Annotated in this window: 23 protein-coding genes and 7 pseudogenes; 12 read left to right on the forward strand and 18 right to left on the reverse strand. The window is 58.1% G+C overall.

Annotated features, from left to right (window positions below):
• Nucleotides 1–47 precede the first annotated feature (47 nt).
• Complete coding sequence (gene gcl / locus WN16_RS09675) at nucleotides 48–1,805, forward strand: glyoxylate carboligase (RefSeq protein ID WP_103790843.1); 1,758 nt, start codon at nucleotides 48–50, stop codon at nucleotides 1,803–1,805.
• Here the strand turns inward: gcl and WN16_RS09680 are convergent.
• The 4 genes and pseudogenes from WN16_RS09680 to intI1 form a co-directional block, all read right to left on the reverse strand.
• A protein-coding gene (locus WN16_RS09680; protein ID WP_095033700.1) for an IS1-like element IS1B family transposase occupies nucleotides 1,799–2,496 on the reverse strand; the annotation gives its coding sequence in 2 pieces (ribosomal slippage) (nucleotides 1,799–2,247 and nucleotides 2,247–2,496; 699 coding nt in all). The two genes, gcl and WN16_RS09680, sit on opposite strands and share 7 nt — an antisense overlap.
• 191 nt (nucleotides 2,497–2,687) lie before the next feature.
• Nucleotides 2,688–3,332: pseudogene (locus tag WN16_RS09685) on the reverse strand (STAS domain-containing protein); the annotation flags it as partial.
• A 76-nt stretch (nucleotides 3,333–3,408) separates the two neighbouring features.
• Nucleotides 3,409–3,759 (reverse strand): annotated as a pseudogene (locus WN16_RS09690) (DUF3330 domain-containing protein); the annotation flags it as partial.
• Between the two features lie 202 nt (nucleotides 3,760–3,961).
• Nucleotides 3,962–4,975, reverse strand: coding sequence for a class 1 integron integrase IntI1 (gene intI1 / locus WN16_RS09700; RefSeq protein WP_000845048.1), 1,014 nt, complete (start codon nucleotides 4,973–4,975; stop codon nucleotides 3,962–3,964).
• Between the two features lie 156 nt (nucleotides 4,976–5,131).
• Here intI1 and dfrA1 point away from each other — a divergent pair, with 156 nt between their 5' ends.
• The 5 genes and pseudogenes from dfrA1 to WN16_RS09730 all read left to right on the forward strand — a co-directional run bounded on the left by dfrA1 (nucleotide 5,132) and on the right by WN16_RS09730 (nucleotide 8,461).
• On the forward strand, nucleotides 5,132–5,605 hold the full coding sequence (gene dfrA1, locus WN16_RS09705) for a trimethoprim-resistant dihydrofolate reductase DfrA1 (RefSeq protein ID WP_000777555.1): 474 nt from the start codon (nucleotides 5,132–5,134) through the stop codon (nucleotides 5,603–5,605).
• Nucleotides 5,606–5,697: 92 nt separating this feature from the next.
• Nucleotides 5,698–6,536: pseudogene (gene aadA1, locus WN16_RS09710) on the forward strand (ANT(3'')-Ia family aminoglycoside nucleotidyltransferase AadA1).
• A gap of 116 nt (nucleotides 6,537–6,652) precedes the next feature.
• Nucleotides 6,653–7,000, forward strand: a complete 348-nt coding sequence (locus tag WN16_RS09715) for a quaternary ammonium compound efflux SMR transporter QacE delta 1 (RefSeq protein ID WP_000679427.1) — start codon at nucleotides 6,653–6,655, stop codon at nucleotides 6,998–7,000.
• Nucleotides 6,994–7,833, forward strand: a complete 840-nt coding sequence (sul1, locus tag WN16_RS09720) for a sulfonamide-resistant dihydropteroate synthase Sul1 (protein ID WP_000259031.1) — start codon at nucleotides 6,994–6,996, stop codon at nucleotides 7,831–7,833. Before WN16_RS09715 ends, sul1 begins: the two co-directional genes overlap by 7 nt.
• 127 nt (nucleotides 7,834–7,960) lie before the next feature.
• Entirely contained in the window at nucleotides 7,961–8,461 is a 501-nt protein-coding gene (locus tag WN16_RS09730; protein WP_000376623.1) for a GNAT family N-acetyltransferase, read from the forward strand.
• 105 nt (nucleotides 8,462–8,566) lie between these two features.
• On the opposite strand, the pseudogene WN16_RS09740 reads toward WN16_RS09730, so the two are convergent.
• From WN16_RS09740 to WN16_RS09785, 9 genes and pseudogenes are all read right to left on the reverse strand, one after another.
• Nucleotides 8,567–9,019 (reverse strand): annotated as a pseudogene (locus tag WN16_RS09740) (TniB family NTP-binding protein); the annotation flags it as partial.
• A 2-nt stretch (nucleotides 9,020–9,021) separates the two neighbouring features.
• On the reverse strand, nucleotides 9,022–10,701 hold the full coding sequence (locus WN16_RS09745) for a Mu transposase C-terminal domain-containing protein (RefSeq protein WP_000179844.1): 1,680 nt from the start codon (nucleotides 10,699–10,701) through the stop codon (nucleotides 9,022–9,024).
• 134 nt (nucleotides 10,702–10,835) lie between these two features.
• Nucleotides 10,836–11,483, reverse strand: a pseudogene (locus tag WN16_RS09755) (EAL domain-containing protein); the annotation flags it as partial.
• Entirely contained in the window at nucleotides 11,480–11,716 is a 237-nt protein-coding gene (merE, locus tag WN16_RS09760) for a broad-spectrum mercury transporter MerE (RefSeq protein ID WP_000993386.1), read from the reverse strand. The gene merE and the pseudogene WN16_RS09755, both read right to left, overlap by 4 nt.
• On the reverse strand, nucleotides 11,713–12,075 hold the full coding sequence (gene merD, locus WN16_RS09765) for a mercury resistance co-regulator MerD (protein ID WP_001277457.1): 363 nt from the start codon (nucleotides 12,073–12,075) through the stop codon (nucleotides 11,713–11,715). Before merD ends, merE begins: the two co-directional genes overlap by 4 nt.
• A gap of 17 nt (nucleotides 12,076–12,092) precedes the next feature.
• Entirely contained in the window at nucleotides 12,093–13,787 is a 1,695-nt protein-coding gene (gene merA, locus WN16_RS09770; RefSeq protein ID WP_000105636.1) for a mercury(II) reductase, read from the reverse strand.
• A gap of 51 nt (nucleotides 13,788–13,838) precedes the next feature.
• The gene (gene merC, locus WN16_RS09775) at nucleotides 13,839–14,261 is read right to left on the reverse strand and encodes an organomercurial transporter MerC (RefSeq protein WP_001340589.1); all 423 of its coding nucleotides are present in this window, start codon (nucleotides 14,259–14,261) and stop codon (nucleotides 13,839–13,841) included.
• Nucleotides 14,262–14,296: 35 nt separating this feature from the next.
• Nucleotides 14,297–14,572 (reverse strand): mercury resistance system periplasmic binding protein MerP, encoded by a 276-nt coding sequence (gene merP / locus WN16_RS09780; RefSeq protein ID WP_000732292.1) that lies wholly within the window; start codon nucleotides 14,570–14,572, stop codon nucleotides 14,297–14,299.
• Nucleotides 14,573–14,585: 13 nt separating this feature from the next.
• Complete coding sequence (locus WN16_RS09785) at nucleotides 14,586–14,936, reverse strand: mercuric transport protein MerT (protein ID WP_001294663.1); 351 nt, start codon at nucleotides 14,934–14,936, stop codon at nucleotides 14,586–14,588.
• Nucleotides 14,937–15,007: 71 nt separating this feature from the next.
• Here WN16_RS09785 and merR point away from each other — a divergent pair, with 71 nt between their 5' ends.
• Entirely contained in the window at nucleotides 15,008–15,442 is a 435-nt protein-coding gene (merR, locus tag WN16_RS09790) for an Hg(II)-responsive transcriptional regulator (RefSeq protein ID WP_000429836.1), read from the forward strand.
• A gap of 407 nt (nucleotides 15,443–15,849) precedes the next feature.
• On the opposite strand, the gene WN16_RS09800 is transcribed toward merR, so the two are convergent.
• Complete coding sequence (locus WN16_RS09800; protein WP_000027057.1) at nucleotides 15,850–16,710, reverse strand: broad-spectrum class A beta-lactamase TEM-1; 861 nt, start codon at nucleotides 16,708–16,710, stop codon at nucleotides 15,850–15,852.
• A 182-nt stretch (nucleotides 16,711–16,892) separates the two neighbouring features.
• A complete protein-coding gene (locus WN16_RS09805) occupies nucleotides 16,893–17,450 on the reverse strand; it encodes a recombinase family protein (protein WP_001235713.1) in 558 nt (185 codons plus the stop codon).
• 163 nt (nucleotides 17,451–17,613) lie between these two features.
• On the opposite strand from WN16_RS09805, the gene WN16_RS09810 reads away from it, so the two are divergent.
• Both WN16_RS09810 and WN16_RS09820 read left to right on the forward strand, forming a co-directional pair.
• Nucleotides 17,614–20,619 (forward strand): Tn3-like element Tn3 family transposase, encoded by a 3,006-nt coding sequence (locus tag WN16_RS09810; RefSeq protein ID WP_001143759.1) that lies wholly within the window; start codon nucleotides 17,614–17,616, stop codon nucleotides 20,617–20,619.
• A 564-nt stretch (nucleotides 20,620–21,183) separates the two neighbouring features.
• Nucleotides 21,184–21,426 carry a transposase gene (locus tag WN16_RS09820; RefSeq protein ID WP_000844627.1) on the forward strand — a complete coding sequence of 81 codons (243 nt, stop codon included), beginning with the start codon at nucleotides 21,184–21,186 and terminating at the stop codon, nucleotides 21,424–21,426.
• Nucleotides 21,427–21,457: 31 nt separating this feature from the next.
• Here the strand turns inward: WN16_RS09820 and tetR(A) are convergent, their stop codons facing one another.
• A complete protein-coding gene (gene tetR(A) / locus WN16_RS09825) occupies nucleotides 21,458–22,108 on the reverse strand; it encodes a tetracycline resistance transcriptional repressor TetR(A) (protein WP_000164043.1) in 651 nt (216 codons plus the stop codon).
• 105 nt (nucleotides 22,109–22,213) lie between these two features.
• Between tetR(A) and tet(A) the strand changes: the two genes are divergently transcribed.
• Nucleotides 22,214–23,413 carry a tetracycline efflux MFS transporter Tet(A) gene (tet(A), locus tag WN16_RS09830; RefSeq protein WP_000804064.1) on the forward strand — a complete coding sequence of 400 codons (1,200 nt, stop codon included), beginning with the start codon at nucleotides 22,214–22,216 and terminating at the stop codon, nucleotides 23,411–23,413.
• A 31-nt stretch (nucleotides 23,414–23,444) separates the two neighbouring features.
• Here the strand turns inward: tet(A) and WN16_RS09835 are convergent, their stop codons facing one another.
• Both WN16_RS09835 and WN16_RS09840 read right to left on the reverse strand, forming a co-directional pair.
• The gene (locus WN16_RS09835; RefSeq protein ID WP_000058717.1) at nucleotides 23,445–24,329 is read right to left on the reverse strand and encodes an EamA family transporter; all 885 of its coding nucleotides are present in this window, start codon (nucleotides 24,327–24,329) and stop codon (nucleotides 23,445–23,447) included.
• Between the two features lie 137 nt (nucleotides 24,330–24,466).
• Complete coding sequence (locus WN16_RS09840; protein WP_001351729.1) at nucleotides 24,467–24,859, reverse strand: isochorismatase family cysteine hydrolase; 393 nt, start codon at nucleotides 24,857–24,859, stop codon at nucleotides 24,467–24,469.
• Between the two features lie 3 nt (nucleotides 24,860–24,862).
• Here WN16_RS09840 and WN16_RS09845 point away from each other — a divergent pair.
• Together WN16_RS09845 and WN16_RS09850 are read left to right on the forward strand one after the other, a co-directional pair.
• A pseudogene (locus WN16_RS09845) lies at nucleotides 24,863–26,614 on the forward strand (Tn3-like element TnAs1 family transposase); the annotation flags it as partial.
• 33 nt (nucleotides 26,615–26,647) lie between these two features.
• A pseudogene (locus WN16_RS09850) lies at nucleotides 26,648–26,779 on the forward strand (IS1 family transposase); the annotation flags it as partial.
• Between the last annotated feature and the right edge of the window lies 1 nt (nucleotide 26,780).

Below are 26,780 nucleotides of genomic sequence, written 5' to 3' on the forward strand. Positions count from 1 at the left end.
TTTTTCAAAGTTGGAAAATTTTTCCAATAAATAGAGGTAGAAAGAAAATGGCAAAAATGAGAGCCGTTGACGCGGCAATGTATGTGCTGGAAAAAGAAGGCATCACCACCGCATTTGGGGTTCCGGGGGCGGCAATTAACCCGTTCTATTCCGCAATGCGTAAGCACGGAGGCATCCGTCACATTCTGGCTCGTCACGTTGAAGGCGCTTCCCATATGGCGGAAGGCTATACGCGTGCGACGGCAGGAAACATTGGCGTCTGCCTTGGCACCTCTGGCCCGGCAGGCACTGACATGATCACTGCGCTGTATTCCGCTTCTGCCGATTCTATTCCTATTTTATGCATCACCGGCCAGGCGCCTCGCGCTCGCCTGCATAAGGAAGATTTTCAGGCTGTTGATATTGAATCTATTGCCAAACCGGTCAGTAAAATGGCGGTAACGGTGCGTGAAGCCGCGCTGCTTCCCCGGGTTTTGCAGCAGGCATTTCATGTCATGCGCTCTGGTCGTCCTGGTCCGGTATTGATCGATTTGCCTTTTGATATTCAGGTTGAAGAAATCGAATTCGATCCAGACATGTATGAACCGCTGCCCGTCTACAAGCCTGCGGCCAGCCGCAAACAGATTGAGAAAGCGCTGGAGATGCTGATTCAGGCTGAGCGCCCGGTCATCGTGGCTGGGGGCGGGGTGATTAATGCTGATGCCAGCGAACTGCTGCAACGCTTTGCTGAATTAACCCACGTACCGGTAATTCCTACGCTGATGGGCTGGGGATGCATCCCGGACGATCATGAGTTAATGGCCGGAATGGTGGGGTTGCAAACGGCGCATCGTTACGGCAACGCCACGCTGCTGGCCTCCGATATGGTGTTCGGTATTGGTAACCGTTTTGCTAACCGACACACCGGCTCCGTCGCGAAATATACCGAAGGTCGCAAGATCATTCACATCGATATTGAGCCGACGCAAATTGGCCGCGTCCTGTGTCCGGATTTAGGTATCGTTTCGGATGCCAAAGCCGCGCTGACTTTGTTGATTGACGTTGCTCAGGAGATGCAAAAAGCCGGCCGTTTACCTTGCCGGAATACCTGGGTTGATGAATGTCAGCAGCGTAAGCGGACGCTCCTGCGTAAAACCCACTTCGACAATGTCCCGGTTAAACCGCAGCGTGTGTATGAAGAGATGAATAAAGCCTTTGGCCGTGATGTCTGCTACGTCACGACTATTGGCTTATCGCAAATTGCCGCCGCGCAAATGCTGCACGTATTTAAAGATCGTCACTGGATCAACTGTGGTCAGGCAGGCCCACTGGGCTGGACGCTGCCGGCGGCATTAGGGGTTTGTGTGGCCGATCCGGCGCGTAATGTTGTTGGGATTTCCGGTGATTTTGACTTCCAGTTCCTGATCGAAGAGTTGGCGGTGGGCGCGCAGTTCAACATTCCTTACATCCATGTACTGGTCAACAACGCCTATCTCGGCCTGATTCGCCAGTCGCAACGCGCTTTTGATATGGATTACTGCGTCCAACTGGCGTTCGAAAACATTAACTCCAGCGAAGTAAACGGCTATGGCGTCGATCACGTCAAAGTGGCAGAAGGACTCGGCTGTAAAGCCATCCGCGTATTTAAACCTGAAGATCTTGCTCCGGCTTTTGAACAAGCCAAAGCACTGATGGCGCAGTACCGCGTGCCGGTTGTGGTCGAAGTGATCCTTGAGCGCGTGACCAACATCTCTATGGGCAGCGAGCTGGATAATGTCACCGAGTTTGAAGAGATTGCCGACGGGGTAATGACTCCAACTTATTGATAGTGTTTTATGTTCAGATAATGCCCGATGACTTTGTCATGCAGCTCCACCGATTTTGAGAACGACAGCGACTTCCGTCCCAGCCGTGCCAGGTGCTGCCTCAGATTCAGGTTATGCCGCTCAATTCGCTGCGTATATCGCTTGCTGATTACGTGCAGCTTTCCCTTCAGGCGGGATTCATACAGCGGCCAGCCATCCGTCATCCATATCACCACGTCAAAGGGTGACAGCAGGCTCATAAGACGCCCCAGCGTCGCCATAGTGCGTTCACCGAATACGTGCGCAACAACCGTCTTCCGGAGCCTGTCATACGCGTAAAACAGCCAGCGCTGGCGCGATTTAGCCCCGACGTATCCCCACTGTTCGTCCATTTCCGCGCAGACGATGACGTCACTGCCCGGCTGTATGCGCGAGGTTACCGACTGCGGCCTGAGTTTTTTAAATGGCGGAAAATCGTGTTGAGGCCAACGCCCATAATGCGGGCGGTTGCCCGGCATCCAACGCCATTCATGGCCATATCAATGATTTTCTGGTGCGTACCGGGTTGAGAAGCGGTGTAAGTGAACTGCAGTTGCCATGTTTTACGGCAGTGAGAGCAGAGATAGCGCTGATGTCCGGCGGTGCTTTTGCCGTTACGCACCACCCCGTCAGTAGCTGAACAGGAGGGACAGCTGATAGAAACAGAAGCCACTGGAGCACCTCAAAAACACCATCATACACTAAATCAGTAAGTTGGCAGCATCACCTAGGATTACAGGGGCATTCAGTTGAAAGGCGGCCCAGCCACTGGCATCACATACAGCGGATGTCACATTTGAACCGTCAATACAAGCAATCACATTTGTCATCGTTTTATTCCTTTGTTGTTGTGTTGCTAATGGCTTAGTGACCAGACATCATTTTTTCAACTTCTTCTGGCTTATCGTGTACCCCAAATTTATCGACTATGGTGGCACTGGCTTCGTTAAGGCCAATCAACTCAACCTCAGTCCCCTCGCGGCGGAATTTAATCACTACCTTGTCGAGGGCCGATACCGCGGTAATATCCCAAAAATGTGCTTGAGATAAGTCGATAGTCACTTTATCAACCACTTCCCTAAAATCGAATGAATTACTGAACTTATCTGATGAAGCAAAAAAGACTTGTCCAATAACCTGATAATGGCGACCAGTGTCAGCAGCAGTCGTTGTACTCTTAACCACCATAAAACGTCCCACTTTATTAGCAAAAAATAGGGACGCGAGTAATACACCTACAAATACCCCAATTGCTAAGTTATGGGTAGCGACCACGACCACAACCGTCGCCACCATCACAAGGTTGGTTGACATAGGATGATGCTTAAGATTACGGATTGAATCCCAAGAGAATGTACCGATAGCCACCATGATCATCACGGCAACCAGTGCCGCCATAGGAATAAGCTTTAACCACTCTCCTAAAAACACCACCATCACAAGTAAAAAAACGCCTGCAGCGAAGGATGATAAACGTCCGCGACCACCCGATTTAACGTTGATGATCGAATGTCAATAAATTCAAAATTCAATCCTATCCTGACGCAATTTACACATGGCATCTGACATCAGGTTAGGGTATGCCTCAACCTGACGGCGGCGAATCACAAGCGTCCGGTTTGACGCTGGTTTCGGTCGCAGTGCTGGCCCGCGCCTGGAAGCGCTGATAGCACTCCAGCCCGCAGAAATGCTCCACGTACTCGGCCCCTTCCGGCGTGAAGGCGGCATCGAGCGGGATTTCCTTGCAGCACACGCAGCAACTGGTGCTCGGTTCATTGGCGTTCATGGTGGTGTTCCTCCATTGGTTGACGAAGCCGACGAAGGCCGCCGCCGGCATCGGCCTGGCGAACAGGAAACCCTGCACCGTGTCGCAACCCGCCTGCCGCAACCACGCAAGGCAGTCGGGTGTTTCCACACCCTCGGCTACCACCTCCATTGTCGTTTTCAGAAGACGGCTGCACTGAACGTCAGAAGCCGACTGCACTATAGCAGCGGAGGGGTTGGATCCATCAGGCAACGACGGGCTGCTGCCGGCCATCAGCGGACGCAGGGAGGACTTTCCGCAACCGGCCGTTCGATGCGGCACCGATGGCCTTCGCGCAGGGGTAGTGAATCCGCCAGGATTGACTTGCGCTGCCCTACCTCTCACTAGTGAGGGGCGGCAGCGCATCAAGCGGTGAGCGCACTCCGGCACCGCCAACTTTCAGCACATGCGTGTAAATCATCGTCGTAGAGACGTCGGAATGGCCGAGCAGATCCTGCACGGTTCGAATGTCGTAACCGCTGCGGAGCAAGGCCGTCGCGAACGAGTGGCGGAGGGTGTGCGGTGTGGCGGGCTTCGTGATGCCTGCTTGTTCTACGGCACGTTTGAAGGCGCGCTGAAAGGTCTGGTCATACATGTGATGGCGACGCACGACACCGCTCCGTGGATCGGTCGAATGCGTGTGCTGCGCAAAAACCCAGAACCACGGCCAGGAATGCCCGGCGCGCGGATACTTCCGCTCAAGGGCGTCGGGAAGCGCAACGCCGCTGCGGCCCTCGGCCTGGTCCTTCAGCCACCATGCCCGTGCACGCGACAGCTGCTCGCGCAGGCTGGGTGCCAAGCTCTCGGGTAACATCAAGGCCCGATCCTTGGAGCCCTTGCCCTCCCGCACGATGATCGTGCCGTGATCGAAATCCAGATCCTTGACCCGCAGTTGCAAACCCTCACTGATCCGCATGCCCGTTCCATACAGAAGCTGGGCGAACAAACGATGCTCGCCTTCCAGAAAACCGAGGATGCGAACCACTTCATCCGGGGTCAGCACCACCGGCAAGCGCCGCGACGGCCGAGGTCTTCCGATCTCCTGAAGCCAGGGCAGATCCGTGCACAGCACCTTGCCGTAGAAGAACAGCAAGGCCGCCAATGCCTGACGATGCGTGGAGACCGAAACCTTGCGCTCGTTCGCCAGCCAGGACAGAAATGCCTCGACTTCGCTGCTGCCCAAGGTTGCCGGGTGACGCACACCGTGGAAACGGATGAAGGCACGAACCCAGTGGACATAAGCCTGTTCGGTTCGTAAGCTGTAATGCAAGTAGCGTATGCGCTCACGCAACTGGTCCAGAACCTTGACCGAACGCAGCGGTGGTAACGGCGCAGTGGCGGTTTTCATGGCTTGTTATGACTGTTTTTTTGTACAGTCTATGCCTCGGGCATCCAAGCAGCAAGCGCGTTACGCCGTGGGTCGATGTTTGATGTTATGGAGCAGCAACGATGTTACGCAGCAGGGCAGTCGCCCTAAAACAAAGTTAACCTCTGAGGAAGAATTGTGAAACTATCACTAATGGTAGCTATATCGAAGAATGGAGTTATCGGGAATGGCCCTGATATTCCATGGAGTGCCAAAGGTGAACAGCTCCTGTTTAAAGCTATTACCTATAACCAATGGCTGTTGGTTGGACGCAAGACTTTTGAATCAATGGGAGCATTACCCAACCGAAAGTATGCGGTCGTAACACGTTCAAGTTTTACATCTGACAATGAGAACGTAGTGATCTTTCCATCAATTAAAGATGCTTTAACCAACCTAAAGAAAATAACGGATCATGTCATTGTTTCAGGTGGTGGGGAGATATACAAAAGCCTGATCGATCAAGTAGATACACTACATATATCTACAATAGACATCGAGCCGGAAGGTGATGTTTACTTTCCTGAAATCCCCAGCAATTTTAGGCCAGTTTTTACCCAAGACTTCGCCTCTAACATAAATTATAGTTACCAAATCTGGCAAAAGGGTTAACAAGTGGCAGCAACGGATTCGCAAACCTGTCACGCCTTTTGTACCAAAAGCCGCGCCAGGTTTGCGATCCGCTGTGCCAGGCGTTAAACATCATGAGGGAAGCGGTGATCGCCGAAGTATCGACTCAACTATCAGAGGTAGTTGGCGTCATCGAGCGCCATCTCGAACCGACGTTGCTGGCCGTACATTTGTACGGCTCCGCAGTGGATGGCGGCCTGAAGCCACACAGTGATATTGATTTGCTGGTTACGGTGACCGTAAGGCTTGATGAAACAACGCGGCGAGCTTTGATCAACGACCTTTTGGAAACTTCGGCTTCCCCTGGAGAGAGCGAGATTCTCCGCGCTGTAGAAGTCACCATTGTTGTGCACGACGACATCATTCCGTGGCGTTATCCAGCTAAGCGCGAACTGCAATTTGGAGAATGGCAGCGCAATGACATTCTTGCAGGTATCTTCGAGCCAGCCACGATCGACATTGATCTGGCTATCTTGCTGACAAAAGCAAGAGAACATAGCGTTGCCTTGGTAGGTCCAGCGGCGGAGGAACTCTTTGATCCGGTTCCTGAACAGGATCTATTTGAGGCGCTAAATGAAACCTTAACGCTATGGAACTCGCCGCCCGACTGGGCTGGCGATGAGCGAAATGTAGTGCTTACGTTGTCCCGCATTTGGTACAGCGCAGTAACCGGCAGAATCGCGCCGAAGGATGTCGCTGCCGACTGGGCAATGGAGCGCCTGCCGGCCCAGTATCAGCCCGTCATACTTGAAGCTAGACAGGCTTATCTTGGACAAGAAGAAGATCGCTTGGCCTCGCGCGCAGATCAGTTGGAAGAATTTGTTCACTACGTGAAAGGCGAGATCACCAAGGTAGTCGGCAAATAATGTCTAACAATTCGTTCAAGCCGACGCCGCTTCGCGGCGCGGCTTAACTCAAGCGTTAGATGCACTAAGCACATAATTGCTCACAGCCAAACTATCAGGTCAAGTCTGCTTTTATTATTTTTAAGCGTGCATAATAAGCCCTACACAAATTGGGAGATATATCATGAAAGGCTGGCTTTTTCTTGTTATCGCAATAGTTGGCGAAGTAATCGCAACATCCGCATTAAAATCTAGCGAGGGCTTTACTAAGCTTGCCCCTTCCGCCGTTGTCATAATCGGTTATGGCATCGCATTTTATTTTCTTTCTCTGGTTCTGAAATCCATCCCTGTCGGTGTTGCTTATGCAGTCTGGTCGGGACTCGGCGTCGTCATAATTACAGCCATTGCCTGGTTGCTTCATGGGCAAAAGCTTGATGCGTGGGGCTTTGTAGGTATGGGGCTCATAATTGCTGCCTTTTTGCTCGCCCGATCCCCATCGTGGAAGTCGCTGCGGAGGCCGACGCCATGGTGACGGTGTTCGGCATTCTGAATCTCACCGAGGACTCCTTCTTCGATGAGAGCCGGCGGCTAGACCCCGCCGGCGCTGTCACCGCGGCGATCGAAATGCTGCGAGTCGGATCAGACGTCGTGGATGTCGGACCGGCCGCCAGCCATCCGGACGCGAGGCCTGTATCGCCGGCCGATGAGATCAGACGTATTGCGCCGCTCTTAGACGCCCTGTCCGATCAGATGCACCGTGTTTCAATCGACAGCTTCCAACCGGAAACCCAGCGCTATGCGCTCAAGCGCGGCGTGGGCTACCTGAACGATATCCAAGGATTTCCTGACCCTGCGCTCTATCCCGATATTGCTGAGGCGGACTGCAGGCTGGTGGTTATGCACTCAGCGCAGCGGGATGGCATCGCCACCCGCACCGGTCACCTTCGACCCGAAGACGCGCTCGACGAGATTGTGCGGTTCTTCGAGGCGCGGGTTTCCGCCTTGCGACGGAGCGGGGTCGCTGCCGACCGGCTCATCCTCGATCCGGGGATGGGATTTTTCTTGAGCCCCGCACCGGAAACATCGCTGCACGTGCTGTCGAACCTTCAAAAGCTGAAGTCGGCGTTGGGGCTTCCGCTATTGGTCTCGGTGTCGCGGAAATCCTTCTTGGGCGCCACCGTTGGCCTTCCTGTAAAGGATCTGGGTCCAGCGAGCCTTGCGGCGGAACTTCACGCGATCGGCAATGGCGCTGACTACGTCCGCACCCACGCGCCTGGAGATCTGCGAAGCGCAATCACCTTCTCGGAAACCCTCGCGAAATTTCGCAGTCGCGACGCCAGAGACCGAGGGTTAGATCATGCCTAGCATTCACCTTCCGGCCGCCCGCTAGCGGACCCTGGTCAGGTTCCGCGAAGGTGGGCGCAGACATGCTGGGCTCGTCAGGATCAAACTGCACTATGAGGCGGCGGTTCATACCGCGCCAGGGGAGCGAATGGACAGCGAGGAGCCTCCGAACGTTCGGGTCGCCTGCTCGGGTGATATCGACGAGGTTGTGCGGCTGATGCACGACGCTGCGGCGTGGATGTCCGCCAAGGGAACGCCCGCCTGGGACGTCGCGCGGATCGACCGGACATTCGCGGAGACCTTCGTCCTGAGATCCGAGCTCCTAGTCGCGAGTTGCAGCGACGGCATCGTCGGCTGTTGCACCTTGTCGGCCGAGGATCCCGAGTTCTGGCCCGACGCCCTCAAGGGGGAGGCCGCATATCTGCACAAGCTCGCGGTGCGACGGACACATGCGGGCCGGGGTGTCAGCTCCGCGCTGATCGAGGCTTGCCGCCATGCCGCGCGAACGCAGGGGTGCGCCAAGCTGCGGCTCGACTGCCACCCGAACCTGCGTGGCCTATACGAGCGGCTCGGATTCACCCACGTCGACACTTTCAATCCCGGCTGGGATCCAACCTTCATCGCAGAACGCCTAGAACTCGAAATCTAACGTCCGTTCGGGCATCGAGGTCCATGTCGGGGTGGGACGGGCCCGTGGCTTCAAGATCACTTGCAGTCCGACCGCGATGTCTTGGTTGCGCGAGAGGTTGTCGACAATCACCAGCATGCGCACGCCGACCTTGCGCAGCAGTGCCAGAGCCAGTTGCTCCATTTCCGGCAACCGTGGGCGTGGGCGCAGCGGCGCGCCCATCGCGGCGAGCAGCGCGACGTAGAAGCGGATCACGGACGGCTCGGACGGCATCTGCACGACCAACACCGGGATGTGCTCCTGGTCGGCGTCGGAGCTGGCCGGGTGGGTGCGGCGGAACTTCTCGACGATCATCGACTTGCCATTGTTGGTCGGGCCAACCAGCAGCAGGTTGGGCATGCGTTGCTTGTTTGGCCACGCATAAAGGGCTTCCAGCCGGTTCAGCGCCTCGACTGCGCGCGGATAGCCGATCCAGCGGTCGGCGCGAAGGCGCTGGATGCGCTCGTCCGCCGGAAGACGGGCCAAGCCCTGGGCCGCCGGCAGCAGGTGGGACAGGTCGATGATGGGATATTCGTCCACGGCTACCACTCCTCAATCTGGTCGAACGGTTTGGCGGGTGGCAAGTTGTCTGCCTGCGGGTCGGCAATATCCGTATCCGGCGGAACGGGCTTGTCCGGCCGAGCTGATGTCTTGAGGTGCTGGCGGCGATCCGCGTCACGCCGCGCCTTGCGTGTGGCCTTCTGCGCGCTGGTCACAATCTCACGCATCTGGCCGATCATGCGGAACAGCGCCGACTCATCCACCTGTTCGCGCCCTTGCTGCCGCAGTTTCGCCAGCGCCTGCCGTTGTTCCCAGAGGGTGACAGCCGGATGCGACAAGGTACGGTAGGGAATTTCCAGGTAATGCTGTCCCTCCGGTTCCAGGACCCAGATACGGCTGATGTCGCGCGGATCGCGCCGGATCAGAAAGGACGGCCAGCGTTCACGCCGCGCAATCCACGGCTTGAGCGCATCGGCGTAGTAGTGGATGTGGTCGATGACAAAGCCGGTGCGGGTCAGCGTGCGCCGGAGGATCGGCAGAAAATCGACCAGGAACGAAGTAGCGCGTGTGACGACGGCCGGTACGCCGACACGCGCCACGGCCTCGGCCCAGCGCGCGGCCGGCGGTTGGAGCAGGCCGTTGTGCACCGAACCGTGGTAGGTGCCGACCGCCAATGTGAGCCAGCGCTCTAGCTCGCGCAGCGTCAGGGCGGCCTTGTTTTCGGAATCGTAGTCGCCGCGCTGGTCAGGGTTGGAGAAGGTCGTTCCCGGCAGTTCGTCGTGAATCATCTGCATCGCCGTGCCGATGATCCGTTCCACGATGCCGCCATAGTGCGGCTGTCCCAGCGGGCGATAGTCCAGCCGGATGCCATGCTGCTCGCAACCCCGGCGCAGGGCCTCGCTCTTGAACTCGGCCGCGTTGTCTAGGTAGAGCAGCAAGGGCTTGCCGCTCATCTGCCAATCCATTTCCACGTTCAGTCCTTCCAGCCAAGGGCGCTTGTCGCAGGCGACATGCACGAGGCACAGGCCAACCGAAACGGCAGACGGCGCTTCCAGCGTGACGACCATGCCGAGCACGCAGCGGGTGAACACGTCGATGGCGAGGGTCAGGTACGGGCGGCCAATAGGTTGCCGGTCGCGGTCATCGACCACGATCAGGTCGATGACCGTATGGTCTATCTGCACCTGCTCCAGCGGCGCGGTCACGGCAGGAGGCTCGCCGCCCACACCTTGTAGGTCACGAGCGGCATCCTGGCCTTCCCGCCGGCGGATGACCTTGCGCGGGTCAAGGCTAGCGATCCGTAAGGCCACGGTATTGCGCGCCGGCACTCGCAGTTTTTGAGCCTTGCACACCTGAGTGACTTCGCGGTGAAAGGCCGCTAGGCTGCGCTTCTGCTTGGTCAGGAACCGCTTTTGCAGTAGCTCGTGGATGACGCGCTCGACCGGTTCCGGCAAGCGCCCCTTACCTTTACCTCCACCGGACTGGCCGGGCACCAGATCCGTCACGAGGCCGCTGCCTTGCCGGGCACGCCGGATCAGAACGTATACCTGGCGCCGAGACAAGCCCAGCGCCTGAGCCGCCATATCGGCCGCTTCGTGCCCGACCGTCTCCGACTGCGCCAACGGACTGATGATCTCCGCACGACGGCGCGCACGCTCCCAAGCCTCATCAGGCAGAGTGGCCACGCCTTGTTCTGGAATCCGTGGGGTGTCCGTCGCCATGCTCACCTCGCTTTGGTGCACACGAGTATTGAGCATAGTCGAGATTGGTGCAGATCACTTCTGATATTGAACTGTCAGGAGCTGGCTGCACAACAGCCATTACGCCCAATCAACTGGTGCAGTCGTCTTCTGAAAATGACATCCATGCCCAGCCCGTGCGCGAGCTGGATCACCGCCCGCACGATAGTTTGGTCACGGGCATCATCCGGGAGCCTGGCGACAAAGGATTGGTCGATTTTCAATGTGGTGATGGGGCAGCATTTCAGATGTTGCAGGCAGGAATAGCCGGTGCCGAAGTCGTCGGCGGCGAAGCGCACGCCGATGGCGCGCAAGGCGTCGAAACTGGCGAACAGGGCTGGATTGCCGAATGCGACCGATTCGGTCAGTTCGATCTCCAGAAGCTCGGCGGGCAGGGCCATATCGGCCAGCACCCGCTTTACCTCGTCGTCGAACGTTGGCCCAACCTGGCTGGCGGACACATTGATGGCAAGACGGAACGGTTGCCATGCCGGTCCTTGCCACTTGTGCATCTGGCGACAGGCCTCGCCCAGCACCCACGCGCCTATTTCCGGCATCAGGCCGAACGACTCGGCCAGCGGCAGGAACTGGCCGGGCGGCAACAGGCCAAGCCTCGGATGCCGCCAGCGCATCAACGCTTCCGCGCCAGCGATCCGGTGATCGCGCAGATCGACCAGCGGCTGGTAATGCAGGTCAAGCTGTCCGCGCGCCGCCGCCTGCGCCAACTCGGCCGCCGTCCATCCGGCGGGCTGCGAACTCGTCATGATCCGCCCCGGAAGGCGCGCAGCAGCCGCGTTACGGCCAGAACGAACAAGCCGGTCAGCGCGAGCGCGGCAACACCCCAATGCTCGCCAAGGAAGGCACCGGCGGTCGTCCCGGCCAGCACGGCGGCGAGAATCGGCAGATGGCAGGGGCAGGTCAACACGGCCAGCGCACCCCACAGGTAGCCGGAAACGGGTTGGCGCGTCTCGGGCGGCAGTTTGTCAGGGGCGTTCACGGCAATGCCTCCTCGTGCGCCCGCTCGGCTGGCATGGAGGCCAGTTGCGCGTCCAGATGGGCCAACGCCGCGCGCCGCCGCTCGACCAACTGGCGCAGCACGGCAAGCTGCGCTGCGGCTTGTGCGCCGTCCGCTGCGTCGAGCGCACGGCACAGCCGCGCCAGGGCATCCAGGCCGATACCCGCCTCGAAGGCCGCGCGCACGAAGCACAGCCGTTGCAAGGCCGCATCGTCGAACACGCCGTAGCCGCCCGTGGTGCAGGCCACCGGCCGTAACAAGCCGCGCACCAGGTAGTCGCGCACGATATGTACGCTCACCCCAACGTTATGGGCCAGTTGCGATACCGTGTAGGCGCTCATCGCACACCTCCTTGTCCTCACCCGGCGCAGCAGGAAAGCTGCTTCACATCCTTGTTGAAGGTCTGCGCCGCGAGCTTCAACCCTTCGACCATCGTCAGGTAGGGGAACAACTGGTCGGCCAGTTCCTGCACCGTCATCCGGTTGCGAATCGCCAGTGCGGCCGTCTGGATCAGTTCGCCCGCTTCCGGGGCCACTGCCTGCACGCCGATCAGTCGTCCGCTGCCTTCTTCAACCACCAGTTTGATGAAGCCGCGCGTGTCGAAGTTGGCGAGCGCGCGCGGCACGTTGTCCAGCGTTAGCGTGCGACTATCAGTTTTGATGCCGTCATGGTGCGCTTCCGCCTCGCTGTAGCCTACGGTCGCCACTTGCGGGTCGGTGAACACCACGGCCGGCATCGCGGTCAGGTTCAGGGCCGCGTCACCGCCGGTCATGTTGATCGCGGCGCGAGTGCCGGCCGCTGCCGCCACATAGACGAACTGCGGCTGGTCGGTGCAGTCGCCTGCGGCGTAGATGTGTTCCACGCTTGTACGCATGCCGGGGTCGATGACGATAGCGCCTTGCGGGGTGAGCGTGACGCCCGTCGCATCCAGTGCCAGCTTGCGTGTGTTGGGCGCGCGGCCGGTGGCGACCAGCAGCTTGTCGGCGCGCAGTTCGCCGTGCGCCGTGGTGAGCACGAATTCGCCGTCCCCTTCACCATTGATATACGCGACCTGGCTGGCCTGGGTGTGTTCCCTCACCTCGATGCCCTCCATGCGGAATGCGGCCGTGACGGCTTCGCCTATAGCTGGGTCTTCGCGGAAGAACAGCGTGCTGCGAGCCAGGATCGTCACCTTCGCTCCGAGTCGGGCGAACGCCTGCGCCAGCTCCAGCGCCACCACTGATGAGCCAATCACGGCCAGGCGCTTAGGAATCGTCTCGCTGACCAGCGCTTCAGTGGAAGTCCAGTACGGAGTGTCTTTCAGGCCGGGAATCGGCGGCACGGCCGGGCTCGCGCCGGTGGCGATCAGGCAGCGGTCGAATGCCACCACGCGCTCGCCGCCGTCGTTGAGTTGCACGATCAGGTTGCGATTGTCCTTAAAGCGGGCGGAGCCGTGCAGCACAGTGATCGCCGGATTGCCCTCCAAGATGCCTTCGTACTTGGCGTGGCGCAGTTCATCGACGCGGGCCTGCTGCTGGGCCAGCAGCGCCGTGCGCTGGATGGTCGGCGTGGTAGCGGCGATGCCGCCATCGAACGGGCTTTCCCGGCGCAGATGGGCGATATGGGCGGCGCGGATCATGATCTTGGACGGCACACAACCGACATTGACGCAGGTGCCGCCGATGGTGCCGCGCTCGATCAGCGTGACACGTGCGCCTTGCTCGACGGCCTTCAGCGCCGCTGCCATCGCGGCCCCGCCGCTGCCGATGACGGCGATATGCAATGCGCCGCTGCTACCCGTCTTGTCGTTTCTGCCCAGCAGATCGCGCATCTTGTCGAGCAATCCGCCCGGCGTCGAAACTGAGGGGGCATCGGCCAGCGTGGCCCGATAACCGAGTCCAGCTACAGCGGCCGTCAGCGCGTCGGGTGACGTGCCGACCTCAATGGCGAGCTTGGCGCTGCCCTTGGCGTAGGAGACATCCGCTGATTGCACGCCGGGCACTTTCTCCAGGGCGTCCTTGACATGCACTGCGCACGAGTCGCAAGTCATGCCGGTGATTTTGAGAGTGCTCATACCATCGTTCCTTATTCGTGTGGGCCGCCGTGTCGCACGGTCAGCCGTCTTTCACAAGCGCTTGGCGGGGAGTTCGCAGCCGTCCGGTCCGCAACGGCGATGCGCCGGCGACACGAAGTCCCAGATCGACACCCCAATCATCAAGGCCAGGCCGACGTACATCAGGTTCGCCGTCCACCAGTTGCCGAGCAGCCAGACCGTGGCCGCAAACACGATGGCCGGGCCGATCATGCCGAGCAGACTGCGCAGCCATTGCCGATGACTGAACCAACCCAGCGCGTTCGCCAGGAAGGCCAGCGCGGCAAACAGCGGCAGCAGGCGGCTGATGAACAGTCCCTCGTACTGGCTCAAGAAGCCCAGCCCGATGGCCGCGCCGAAGCTGGCGAGGGCTGGAAAGCAGGCGGCGCAGCCCATCGCGGAAACGACGCTGCCGAGCGCGCCGGTTTTATCGGCAATGCGTGTCATCAGTCCCATGAAGCGGCTCTCGCTGTTGTCGTTGGCTTGCTGGCTCACTGCTTGACGCTGGACGGATAGCCGGCGTCTGCGGTGGCCTTGGTCAGCTTCTGTACGCTGGCCTTGGTGTCGTCAAAAGTGACGACGGCCTCGCGCTTCTCGAAGCCCACATCGACCTTGCTCACGCCTTCGACCTTGGAGAGCGCTTTCTTGACTGTGATCGGGCAGGCGGCGCAAGTCATGCCGGGAACCGCTAGCGTGACGGTCTGGGTAGCGGCCCACACCGGGGCAACAGCGGCGGCGAGGGCAAGGGAGGCAAACAGTTTCTTCATGATGAACTCCTGGTTAATAGAAAAATGGAACGACATAGGGAAATCCAAGCGCGACCAGGACCAGCACGGCCACGATCCAGAAAATCAGCTTGTAGGTGGCGCGCACCTGCGGAATCGCGCAGACCTCACCTGGCTTGCATGCCTGCACGGGCCGGTAAATCCGCTTCCAGGCGAAGAACAGCGCCACTAGCGCCGCGCCGATGAACAACGGTCGATAGGGTTCCAGCACCGTCAGGTTGCCGATCCAAGCACCGGAGAAGCCCAGGGCGACCAGTACTAGCGGCCCCAGGCAGCAGGTCGATGCAAGAATGGCGGCCAGCCCGCCGGCGAAGAGCGCACCGCGCCCGTTTTGTGGTTCAGACATACGTTGGCCCTTTTGAATTTGGATTGGATAGCGTAACCTTACTTCCGTACTCATGTACGGAGTCAAGCGATATGGAAAATAATTTGGAAAACCTGACCATTGGCGTTTTTGCCAAGGCGGCCGGGGTCAACGTGGAGACAATCCGCTTCTATCAGCGCAAGGGCCTGTTGCGGGAACCGGACAAGCCTTACGGCAGCATCCGCCGCTATGGGGAGGCGGACGTGGTTCGGGTGAAATTCGTGAAATCGGCACAGCGGCTGGGGTTCAGTCTGGACGAGATTGCCGAGCTGTTGCGGCTCGACGATGGCACCCACTGCGAGGAGGCCAGCAGCCTGGCCGAACACAAGCTCAAGGACGTGCGCGAGAAGATGGCCGACTTGGCGCGCATGGAAACCGTGCTGTCTGAACTCGTGTGCGCCTGCCATGCACGAAAGGGGAATGTTTCCTGCCCGTTGATCGCGTCACTACAGGGCGAAGCAGGCCTGGCAAGGTCAGCTATGCCTTAGCGTGCTTTATTTTCCGTTTTCTGAGGTGCCCCCTAATTGAGCATTTCCAGGCGCTTGCGCCTGGTCAACGAAAGAGTCAGCGCCGTAGGCGCTGCCATTTTTGGGGTGAGGCCGTTCGCGGCCGAGGGGCGCAGCCCCTGGGGGGATGGGAGGCCCGCGTTAGCGGGCCGGGAGGGTTCGAGAAGGGGGGGCACCCCCCTTCGGCGTGCGCGGTCACGCGCACAGGGCGCAGCCCTGGTTAAAAACAAGGTTTATAAATAGGGGTCTGACGCTCAGTGGAACGAAAACTCACGTTAAGGGATTTTGGTCATGAGATTATCAAAAAGGATCTTCACCTAGATCCTTTTAAATTAAAAATGAAGTTTTAAATCAATCTAAAGTATATATGAGTAAACTTGGTCTGACAGTTACCAATGCTTAATCAGTGAGGCACCTATCTCAGCGATCTGTCTATTTCGTTCATCCATAGTTGCCTGACTCCCCGTCGTGTAGATAACTACGATACGGGAGGGCTTACCATCTGGCCCCAGTGCTGCAATGATACCGCGAGACCCACGCTCACCGGCTCCAGATTTATCAGCAATAAACCAGCCAGCCGGAAGGGCCGAGCGCAGAAGTGGTCCTGCAACTTTATCCGCCTCCATCCAGTCTATTAATTGTTGCCGGGAAGCTAGAGTAAGTAGTTCGCCAGTTAATAGTTTGCGCAACGTTGTTGCCATTGCTGCAGGCATCGTGGTGTCACGCTCGTCGTTTGGTATGGCTTCATTCAGCTCCGGTTCCCAACGATCAAGGCGAGTTACATGATCCCCCATGTTGTGCAAAAAAGCGGTTAGCTCCTTCGGTCCTCCGATCGTTGTCAGAAGTAAGTTGGCCGCAGTGTTATCACTCATGGTTATGGCAGCACTGCATAATTCTCTTACTGTCATGCCATCCGTAAGATGCTTTTCTGTGACTGGTGAGTACTCAACCAAGTCATTCTGAGAATAGTGTATGCGGCGACCGAGTTGCTCTTGCCCGGCGTCAACACGGGATAATACCGCACCACATAGCAGAACTTTAAAAGTGCTCATCATTGGAAAACGTTCTTCGGGGCGAAAACTCTCAAGGATCTTACCGCTGTTGAGATCCAGTTCGATGTAACCCACTCGTGCACCCAACTGATCTTCAGCATCTTTTACTTTCACCAGCGTTTCTGGGTGAGCAAAAACAGGAAGGCAAAATGCCGCAAAAAAGGGAATAAGGGCGACACGGAAATGTTGAATACTCATACTCTTCCTTTTTCAATATTATTGAAGCATTTATCAGGGTTATTGTCTCATGAGCGGATACATATTTGAATGTATTTAGAAAAATAAACAAATAGGGGTTCCGCGCACATTTCCCCGAAAAGTGCCACCTGACGTCTAAGAAACCATTATTATCATGACATTAACCTATAAAAATAGGCGTATCACGAGGCCCTTTCGTCTTCAAGAATTTTATAAACCGTGGAGCGGGCAATACTGAGCTGATGAGCAATTTCCGTTGCACCAGTGCCCTTCTGATGAAGCGTCAGCACGACGTTCCTGTCCACGGTACGCCTGCGGCCAAATTTGATTCCTTTCAGCTTTGCTTCCTGTCGGCCCTCATTCGTGCGCTCTAGGATCCTCCGGCGTTCAGCCTGTGCCACAGCCGACAGGATGGTGACCACCATTTGCCCCATATCACCGTCGGTACTGATCCCGTCATCAATGAACCGGACTGCCACGCCCTGAGCGTCAAATTCCTTTATCAGTTGGATCATATCGGCAGTGTCGCGGCCAAGACGGTCGAGCTTCTTAACCAGAATGACATCACCTTCCTCCACCTTCATCCTCAGCAAATCCAGCCCTTCCCGATCTGTTGAACTGCCGGATGCCTTATCGGTAAATATACGGTTTGCTTTCACACCTGCGTCTTTGAGTGCTCTGACCTGAAGATCAAGAGACTGCTGACTGGTTGAGACCCGAGCGTAACCAAAAAGTCGCATAAAAATGTACCTTAAATCGAATATCGGACAACTCATGTCTATTATTACAAATTTACGATTTAATAGACATATTAATGTAACAGTTTTACGATGTCCGATAATTTATAACATTTCGTACGGTTGCAAAAATGTTACTAAATGCCCGTCAGGCAGGGAGGCCGATATGCCCGTTGACTTTCTGACCACTGAGCAGACTGAAAGCTATGGCAGATTCACCGGTGAACCGGATGAGCTTCAGCTGGCACGATATTTTCACCTTGATGAAGCAGACAAGGAATTTATCGGAAAAAGCAGAGGTGATCACAACCGTCTGGGCATTGCCCTGCAAATTGGATGTGTCCGTTTTCTGGGCACCTTCCTCACCGATATGAATCATATTCCTTCCGGCGTCCGGCATTTTACCGCCAGACAGCTCGGGATTCGTGATATCACCGTTCTTGCAGAATACGGTCAGAGGGAAAATACCCGCCGTGAGCATGCAGCGCTGATACGTCAGCACTATCAGTATCGTGAATTTGCCTGGCCCTGGACATTTCGCCTTACCCGTCTTTTATATACCCGGAGCTGGATAAGCAACGAACGTCCTGGCCTGCTTTTCGATCTGGCGACAGGGTGGCTTATGCAACATCGTATTATTCTCCCCGGAGCCACTACGCTGACCCGGTTGATTTCAGAGGTAAGGGAAAAGGCGACGTTGCGCCTGTGGAACAAACTGGCACTGATACCGTCAGCCGAACAGCGTTCACAGCTGGAGATGCTGCTGGGGCCAACTGATTGCAGCCGCCTGTCTTTACTGGAATCACTGAAAAAGGGCCCTGTGACCATCAGTGGTCCGGCGTTTAATGAAGCAATTGAACGCTGGAAAACTCTGAACGATTTTGGCCTGCATGCTGAAAACCTGAGTACACTCCCGGCTGTGCGCCTGAAAAATCTCGCACGTTATGCTGGTATGACTTCGGTGTTCAATATTGCCAGGATGTCACCGCAGAAAAGGATGGCGGTTCTGGTTGCCTTTGTCCTTGCATGGGAAACGCTGGCGCTGGATGATGCATTGGACGTTCTGGACGCCATGCTGGCCGTTATCATCCGTGACGCCAGAAAGATTGGGCAGAAAAAACGGCTCCGCTCGCTGAAGGATCTGGATAAATCTGCATTGGCGCTCGCCAGCGCATGTTCGTACCTGCTGAAAGAAGAAACACCGGACGAATCGATTCGTGCTGAGGTGTTCAGCTACATCCCAAGGCAAAAGCTGGCTGAAATCATCACGCTTGTCCGTGAAATTGCCCGGCCCTCAGACGATAATTTTCATGAAGAAATGGTGGAGCAGTACGGGCGCGTTCGTCGTTTCCTGCCCCATCTGCTGAATACCGTTAAATTTTCATCCGCACCTGCCGGGGTTACCACTCTGAATGCCTGTGACTACCTCAGCCGGGAGTTCAGCTCACGGCGGCAGTTTTTTGACGACGCACCAACGGAAATTATCAGTCGGTCATGGAAACGGCTGGTGATTAACAAGGAAAAACATATCACCCGCAGGGGATACACGCTCTGCTTTCTCAGTAAACTGCAGGATAGTCTGAGGCGGAGGGATGTCTACGTTACCGGCAGTAACCGGTGGGGAGATCCTCGTGCAAGATTACTACAGGGTGCTGACTGGCAGGCAAACCGGATTAAGGTTTATCGTTCTTTGGGGCACCCGACAGACCCGCAGGAAGCAATAAAATCTCTGGGTCATCAGCTTGATAGTCGTTACAGACAGGTTGCTGCACGTCTTTGCGAAAATGAGGCTGTCGAACTCGATGTTTCTGGCCCGAAGCCCCGGTTGACAATTTCTCCCCTCGCCAGTCTTGATGAGCCGGACAGTCTGAAACGACTGAGCAAAATGATCAGTGATCTACTCCCTCCGGTGGATTTAACGGAGTTGCTGCTCGAAATTAACGCCCATACCGGATTTGCTGATGAGTTTTTCCATGCTAGTGAAGCCAGTGCCAGAGTTGATGATCTGCCCGTCAGCATCAGCGCCGTGCTGATGGCTGAAGCCTGCAATATCGGTCTGGAACCACTGATCAGATCAAATGTTCCTGCACTGACCCGACACCGGCTGAACTGGACAAAAGCGAACTATCTGCGGGCTGAAACTATCACCAGCGCTAATGCCAGACTGGTTGATTTTCAGGCAACGCTGCCACTGGCACAGATATGGGGTGGAGGAGAAGTGGCATCTGCAGATGGAATGCGCTTTGTTACGCCAGTCAGAACAATCAATGCCGGACCGAACCGCAAATACTTTGGTAATAACAGAGGGATCACCTGGTACAACTTTGTGTCCGATCAGTATTCCGGCTTTCATGGCATCGTTATACCGGGGACGCTGAGGGACTCTATCTTTGTGCTGGAAGGTCTTCTGGAACAGGAGACCGGGCTGAATCCAACCGAAATTATGACCGATACAGCAGGTGCCAGCGAACTTGTCTTTGGCCTTTTCTGGCTGCTGGGATACCAGTTTTCTCCACGCCTGGCTGATGCCGGTGCTTCGGTTTTCTGGCGAATGGACCATGATGCCGACTATGGCGTGCTGAATGATATTGCCAGAGGGCAATCAGATCCCCGAAAAATAGTCCTTCAGTGGGACGAAATGATCCGGACCGCTGGCTCCCTGAAGCTGGGCAAAGTACAGGCTTCAGTGCTGGTCCGTTCATTGCTGAAAAGTGAACGTCCTTCCGGACTGACTCAGGCAATCATTGAAGTGGGGCGCATCAACAAAACGCTGTATCTGCTTAATTATATTGATGATGAAGATTACCGCCGGCGCATTCTGACCCAGCTTAATCGGGGAGAAAGTCGCCATGCCGTTGCCAGAGCCATCTGTCACGGTCAAAAAGGTGAGATAAGAAAACGATATACCGACGGTCAGGAAGATCAACTGGGCGCACTGGGGCTGGTCACTAACGCCGTCGTGTTATGGAACACTATTTATATGCAGGCAGCCCTGGATCATCTCCGGGCGCAGGGTGAAACACTGAATGATGAAGATATCGCACGCCTCTCCCCGCTTTGCCACGGACATATCAATATGCTCGGCCATTATTCCTTCACGCTGGCAGAACTGGTGACCAAAGGACATCTGAGACCATTAAAAGAGGCGTCAGAGGCAGAAAACGTTGCTTAACGTGAGTTTTCGTTCCACTGAGCGTCAGACCCCAAATATTGGTTTAAAAGCAGGTTAAAAGACAGGTTAGCGGTGGCCGAAAAACGGGCGGAAACCCTTGCAAATGCTGGATTTTCTGCCTGTGGACAGCCCCTCAAATGTCAATAGGTGCGCCCCTCATCTGTCAGCACTCTGCCCCTCAAGTGTCAAGGATCGCGCCCCTCATCTGTCAGTGAGGGCCAAGTTTTCCGCGAGGTATCCACAACGCCGGCGGCCGCGGTGTCTCGCACACGGCTTCGACGGCGTTTCTGGCGCGTTTGCAGGGCCATAGACGGCCGCCAGCCCAGCGGCGAGGGCAACCAGCCCGGTGAGCGTCGGAAAGGCGCTGGAAGCCCCGTAGCGACGCGGAGAGGGGCGAGACAAGCCAAGGGCGCAGGCTCGATGCGCAGCACGACATAGCCGGTTCTCGCAAGGACGAGAATTTCCCTGCGGTGCCCCTCAAGTGTCAATGAAAGTTTCCAACGCGAGCCATTCGCGAGAGCCTTGAGTCCACGCTAGATCTATCTCATCTGCGCAAGGCAGAACGTGAAGACGGCCGCCCTGGACCTCGCCCGCGAGCGCCAGGCGCACGAGGCCGGCGCGCGGACCCGCGCCACGGCCCACGAGCGGACGCCGCAGCAGGAGCGCCAGAAGGCCGCCAGAGAGGCCGAGCGCGGCCGTGAGGCTTGGACGCTAGGGCAGGGCATGAAAAAGCCCGTAGCGGGCTGCTACGGGCGTCTGACGCGGTGGAAAGGGGGAGGGGATGTTGTCTACATGGCTCTGCTGTAGTGAGTGGGTTGCGCTCCGGCAGCGGTCCTGATCAATCGTCACCCTTTCTCGGTCCTTCAACGTTCCTGACAACGAGCCTCCTTTTCGCCAATCCATCGACAATCACCGCGAGTCCCTGCTCGAACGCTGCGTCCGGACCGGCTTCGTCGAAGGCGTCTATCGCGGCCCGCAACAGCGGCGAGAGCGGAGCCTGTTCAACGGTGCCGCCGCGCTCGCCGGCATCGCTGTCGCCGGCCTGCTCCTCAAGCACGGCCCCAACAGTGAAGTAGCTGATTGTCATCAGCGCATTGACGGCGTCCCCGGCCGAAAAACCCGCCTCGCAGAGGAAGCGAAGCTGCGCGTCGGCCGTTTCCATCTGCGGTGCGCCCGGTCGCGTGCCGGCATGGATGCGCGCGCCATCGCGGTAGGCGAGCAGCGCCTGCCTGAAGCTGCGGGCATTCCCGATCAGAAATGAGCGCCAGTCGTCGTCGGCTCTCGGCACCGAATGCGTATGATTCTCCGCCAGCATGGCTTCGGCCAGTGCGTCGAGCAGCGCCCGCTTGTTCCTGAAGTGCCAGTAAAGCGCCGGCTGCTGAACCCCCAACCGTTCCGCCAGTTTGCGTGTCGTCAGACCGTCTACGCCGACCTCGTTCAACAGGTCCAGGGCGGCACGGATCACTGTATTCGGCTGCAACTTTGTCATGCTTGACACTTTATCACTGATAAACATAATATGTCCACCAACTTATCAGTGATAAAGAATCCGCGCGTTCAATCGGACCAGCGGAGGCTGGTCCGGAGGCCAGACGTGAAACCCAACAGACCCCTGATCGTAATTCTGAGCACTGTCGCGCTCGACGCTGTCGGCATCGGCCTGATTATGCCGGTGCTGCCGGGCCTCCTGCGCGATCTGGTTCACTCGAACGACGTCACCGCCCACTATGGCATTCTGCTGGCGCTGTATGCGTTGATGCAATTTGCCTGCGCACCTGTGCTGGGCGCGCTGTCGGATCGTTTCGGGCGGCGGCCGGTCTTGCTCGTCTCGCTGGCCGGCGCTGCTGTCGACTACGCCATCATGGCGACGGCGCCTTTCCTTTGGGTTCTCTATATCGGGCGGATCGTGGCCGGCATCACCGGGGCGACTGGGGCGGTAGCCGGCGCTTATATTGCCGATATCACTGATGGCGATGAGCGCGCGCGGCACTTCGGCTTCATGAGCGCCTGTTTCGGGTTCGGGATGGTCGCGGGACCTGTGCTCGGTGGGCTGATGGGCGGTTTCTCCCCCCACGCTCCGTTCTTCGCCGCGGCAGCCTTGAACGGCCTCAATTTCCTGACGGGCTGTTTCCTTTTGCCGGAGTCGCACAAAGGCGAACGCCGGCCGTTACGCCGGGAGGCTCTCAACCCGCTCGCTTCGTTCCGGTGGGCCCGGGGCATGACCGTCGTCGCCGCCCTGATGGCGGTCTTCTTCATCATGCAACTTGTCGGACAGGTGCCGGCCGCGCTTTGGGTCATTTTCGGCGAGGATCGCTTTCACTGGGACGCGACCACGATCGGCATTTCGCTTGCCGCATTTGGCATTCTGCATTCACTCGCCCAGGCAATGATCACCGGCCCTGTAGCCGCCCGGCTCGGCGAAAGGCGGGCACTCATGCTCGGAATGATTGCCGACGGCACAGGCTACATCCTGCTTGCCTTCGCGACACGGGGATGGATGGCGTTCCCGATCATGGTCCTGCTTGCTTCGGGTGGCATCGGAATGCCGGCGCTGCAAGCAATGTTGTCCAGGCAGGTGGATGAGGAACGTCAGGGGCAGCTGCAAGGCTCACTGGCGGCGCTCACCAGCCTGACCTCGATCGTCGGACCCCTCCTCTTCACGGCGATCTATGCGGCTTCTATAACAACGTGGAACGGGTGGGCATGGATTGCAGGCGCTGCCCTCTACTTGCTCTGCCTGCCGGCGCTGCGTCGCGGGCTTTGGAGCGGCGCAGGGCAACGAGCCGATCGCTGATCGTGGAAACGATAGGCCTATGCCATGCGGGTCAAGGCGACTTCCGGCAAGCTATACGCGCCCTAGGAGTGCGGTTGGAACGTTGGCCCAGCCAGATACTCCCGATCACGAGCAGGACGCCGATGATTTGAAGCGCACTCAGCGTCTGATCCAAGAACAACCATCCTAGCAACACGGCGGTCCCCGGGCTGAGAAAGCCCAGTAAGGAAACAACTGTAGGTTCGAGTCGCGAGATCCCCCGGAACCAAAGGAAGTAGGTTAAACCCGCTCCGATCAGGCCGAGCCACGCCAGGCCGAGAACATTGGTTCCTGTAGGCATCGGGATTGGCGGATCAAACACTAAAGCTACTGGAACGAGCAGAAGTCCTCCGGCCGCCAGTTGCCAGGCGGTAAAGGTGAGCAGAGGCACGGGAGGTTGCCACTTGCGGGTCAGCACGGTTCCGAACGCCATGGAAACCGCCCCCGCCAGGCCCGCTGCGACGCCGACAGGATCTAGCGCTGCGTTTGGTGTCAACACCAACAGCGCCACGCCCGCAGTTCCGCAAATAGCCCCCAGGACCGCCATCAATCGTATCGGGCTACCTAGCAGAGCGGCAGAGATGAACACGACCATCAGCGGCTGCACAGCGCCTACCGTCGCCGCGACCCCGCCCGGCAGGCGGTAGACCGAAATAAACAACAAGCTCCAGAATAGCGAAATATTAAGTGCGCCGAGGATGAAGATGCGCATCCACCAGATTCCCGTTGGAATCTGTCGGACGATCATCACGAGCAATAAACCCGCCGGCAACGCCCGCAGCATCGCGACCGTCATCGGTGAGAAGTTCGGCAGGTATTGGGTGGTGACAATGTAGGTGCTGCCCCAAATGGCAGGTGCTATCGCTGTGAACAATAAATCGGGCGTGCGTAATGACATGCGATTACAAGACCTCCGCTACGGCGATGGGTTTTTGAGAGTTGCAGGCGCCGCGATGACCGCACCCTGACTTGGACTGGCCCTGCCTCGCACCAATCCACCTGCGGCTATGGCCGCGATCATGCGAGGCCCGAAAATTACACGACCTGTACACGTCCGCCGAACCCGGAACGCAACAGAGCTTCGTGGGCATCCCGATCCGGGTCGTAGCAGCAGTCCTGGACCAAACGCACGTCGTAGTCCGCATCACTAGCCCAGGCGACGCTTGAAAGAACAACGCCGGTGGTGCTTATCCCGGCCATGACAAGCGTGCTTACGCCGCGCGTCCGAAGGTCGGCGTCGAGCGCCGTGCCATAAAAGACGCTGGCTCGCGGACATGCATAGAAAAGGTCGCCCCGTTCGATCGCAAGCCCTTCGACGGGCAGACCGGTGCGAAATCGTCCGCTCGGGAGATACGGTGAGATTTGGCGATTCGTCGCCGGCGGCGCATGTTCATACTCTTCGCCGAGCGAAAAGTTGGGGAACAGCACGGGCCGGCCGCGCAAGGCGTGCTGGCAGCCGTGCAGACCCTGCGTGAGATGAACGCCGACAACCTGCGCAAGGTGCCGGCCGATGCACCCACGGCCTTCATCAAGCCGCGCTGGAAGCCGCTGGTGATCACCCCGGAAGGCCTCGACCGGAAATTCTACGAAATCTGCGCCCTGTCCGAGCTGAAGAACGCCCTGCGCTCCGGCGACATCTGGGTCAAGGGCTCGCGGCAGTTCCGCGACTTCGACGACTACCTGCTGCCGGCCGAGAAGTTCGCCGCACTCAAGCGCGAGCAGGCCCTGCCCCTGGCGATCAACCCGAACAGCGACCAGTACCTGGAAGAGCGTTTGCAGCTGCTGGACGAGCAGTTGGCCACCGTCACCCGCCTGGCCAAGGACAACGAGCTGCCCGATGCCATCCTCACCGAGTCAGGGCTGAAAATCACCCCGCTGGATGCGGCGGTGCCGGATCGGGCGCAGGCGCTGATCGACCAAACCAGCCAGTTACTGCCGCGCATCAAGATCACCGAACTGCTGATGGACGTGGACGACTGGACGGGCTTCAGCCGCCACTTCACCCACTTGAAGGACGGGGCCGAGGCCAAAGACAGGACGTTGCTGCTGTCCGCAATCCTCGGTGATGCGATCAACCTCGGGCTGACCAAGATGGCCGAGTCGAGCCCCGGCCTGACCTACGCCAAGCTGTCCTGGCTGCAAGCCTGGCACATCCGCGACGAAACCTATTCGGCGGCCTTGGCCGAGCTGGTCAACCACCAGTATCGCCACGCCTTTGCCGCCCACTGGGGCGACGGCACGACCTCATCCTCCGATGGCCAGCGCTTCCGCGCGGGTGGCCGGGGCGAGAGCACCGGGCACGTCAACCCGAAGTACGGTAGCGAGCCGGGACGGCTGTTCTATACCCATATCTCCGACCAGTACGCGCCGTTCAGCACCCGCGTGGTGAATGTCGGCGTCCGCGATTCCACCTATGTGCTCGACGGCCTGCTGTACCACGAGTCCGACCTGCGGATCGAGGAGCACTACACCGACACGGCCGGCTTCACCGATCACGTCTTTGCCCTGATGCACCTGCTAGGCTTCCGCTTCGCGCCGCGCATCCGCGACCTCGGCGAAACCAAGCTGTACGTGCCGCAGGGCGTGCAAGCCTACCCGACGTTGCGCCCGCTGATCGGCGGCACCCTGAACATCAAGCACGTGCGTGCCCACTGGGACGACATCCTGCGCCTGGCCAGCTCGATCAAGCAGGGCACCGTCACCGCCTCGCTGATGCTGCGCAAGCTCGGCAGCTACCCGCGCCAGAACGGACTGGCCGTGGCCCTGCGCGAGCTGGGCCGGATCGAGCGCACGCTGTTCATCCTGGACTGGCTGCAAAGTGTTGAACTGCGCCGCCGCGTGCATGCCGGCCTGAACAAAGGTGAGGCGCGCAACTCGCTGGCCAGGGCGGTGTTCTTCAACCGCCTTGGGGAAATCAGGGATCGGAGCTTCGAGCAGCAGCGCTACCGGGCCAGCGGCCTCAACCTGGTGACGGCGGCTATCGTGCTGTGGAACACGGTGTACCTGGAACGCGCCACCCAGGGGTTGGTCGAGGCCGGCAAGCCGGTGGACGGCGAGCTGCTGCAATTCCTGTCGCCGCTGGGCTGGGAGCACATCAACCTAACCGGCGATTACGTCTGGCGGCAGAGCCGCAGACTGGAAGACGGGAAGTTTCGGCCCTTACGGATGCCCGGAAAACCTTAGCGTACGATTTTTTCCGAATTCTGCGGGCTCCCCATTGAGCGACATAACCTGAATCTGAGACAACATCTGGCAAGGCTGGGACGGAAGTCACTGTCGTTCTCAAAATCGGTGGAGTTGCATGACAAGGTCATCGGGCATTATTTGAACATAAAACACTATCAGTAAG

The organism is Citrobacter sp. ABFQG (assembly GCF_004322975.1).
In the GTDB taxonomy this organism is placed as follows: Bacteria; Pseudomonadota; Gammaproteobacteria; order Enterobacterales; family Enterobacteriaceae; genus Citrobacter; species Citrobacter freundii.

Excerpts from the sequence above, each read along its gene's own strand:
- merP (WP_000732292.1), bottom strand. The coding sequence starts at position 14,572 with ATGAAGAAACTGTTTGCCTCCCTTGCCCTCGCCGCCGCTGTTGCCCCG.
- WN16_RS09835 (WP_000058717.1), bottom strand. The coding sequence starts at position 24,329 with ATGTCATTACGCACGCCCGATTTATTGTTCACAGCGATAGCACCTGCC.
- merA (WP_000105636.1), bottom strand. The coding sequence starts at position 13,787 with ATGAGCACTCTCAAAATCACCGGCATGACTTGCGACTCGTGCGCAGTG.
- merC (WP_001340589.1), bottom strand. The coding sequence starts at position 14,261 with ATGGGACTGATGACACGCATTGCCGATAAAACCGGCGCGCTCGGCAGC.
- merD (WP_001277457.1), bottom strand. The coding sequence starts at position 12,075 with ATGAGCGCCTACACGGTATCGCAACTGGCCCATAACGTTGGGGTGAGC.
- WN16_RS09805 (WP_001235713.1), bottom strand. The coding sequence starts at position 17,450 with ATGCGACTTTTTGGTTACGCTCGGGTCTCAACCAGTCAGCAGTCTCTT.
- WN16_RS09810 (WP_001143759.1), top strand. The coding sequence starts at position 17,614 with ATGCCCGTTGACTTTCTGACCACTGAGCAGACTGAAAGCTATGGCAGA.
- merR (WP_000429836.1), top strand. The coding sequence starts at position 15,008 with ATGGAAAATAATTTGGAAAACCTGACCATTGGCGTTTTTGCCAAGGCG.
- gcl (WP_103790843.1), top strand. The coding sequence starts at position 48 with ATGGCAAAAATGAGAGCCGTTGACGCGGCAATGTATGTGCTGGAAAAA.
- intI1 (WP_000845048.1), bottom strand. The coding sequence starts at position 4,975 with ATGAAAACCGCCACTGCGCCGTTACCACCGCTGCGTTCGGTCAAGGTT.
- WN16_RS09715 (WP_000679427.1), top strand. The coding sequence starts at position 6,653 with ATGAAAGGCTGGCTTTTTCTTGTTATCGCAATAGTTGGCGAAGTAATC.
- WN16_RS09745 (WP_000179844.1), bottom strand. The coding sequence starts at position 10,701 with ATGGCGACGGACACCCCACGGATTCCAGAACAAGGCGTGGCCACTCTG.
- sul1 (WP_000259031.1), top strand. The coding sequence starts at position 6,994 with ATGGTGACGGTGTTCGGCATTCTGAATCTCACCGAGGACTCCTTCTTC.
- WN16_RS09730 (WP_000376623.1), top strand. The coding sequence starts at position 7,961 with ATGGACAGCGAGGAGCCTCCGAACGTTCGGGTCGCCTGCTCGGGTGAT.
- WN16_RS09800 (WP_000027057.1), bottom strand. The coding sequence starts at position 16,710 with ATGAGTATTCAACATTTCCGTGTCGCCCTTATTCCCTTTTTTGCGGCA.
- WN16_RS09785 (WP_001294663.1), bottom strand. The coding sequence starts at position 14,936 with ATGTCTGAACCACAAAACGGGCGCGGTGCGCTCTTCGCCGGCGGGCTG.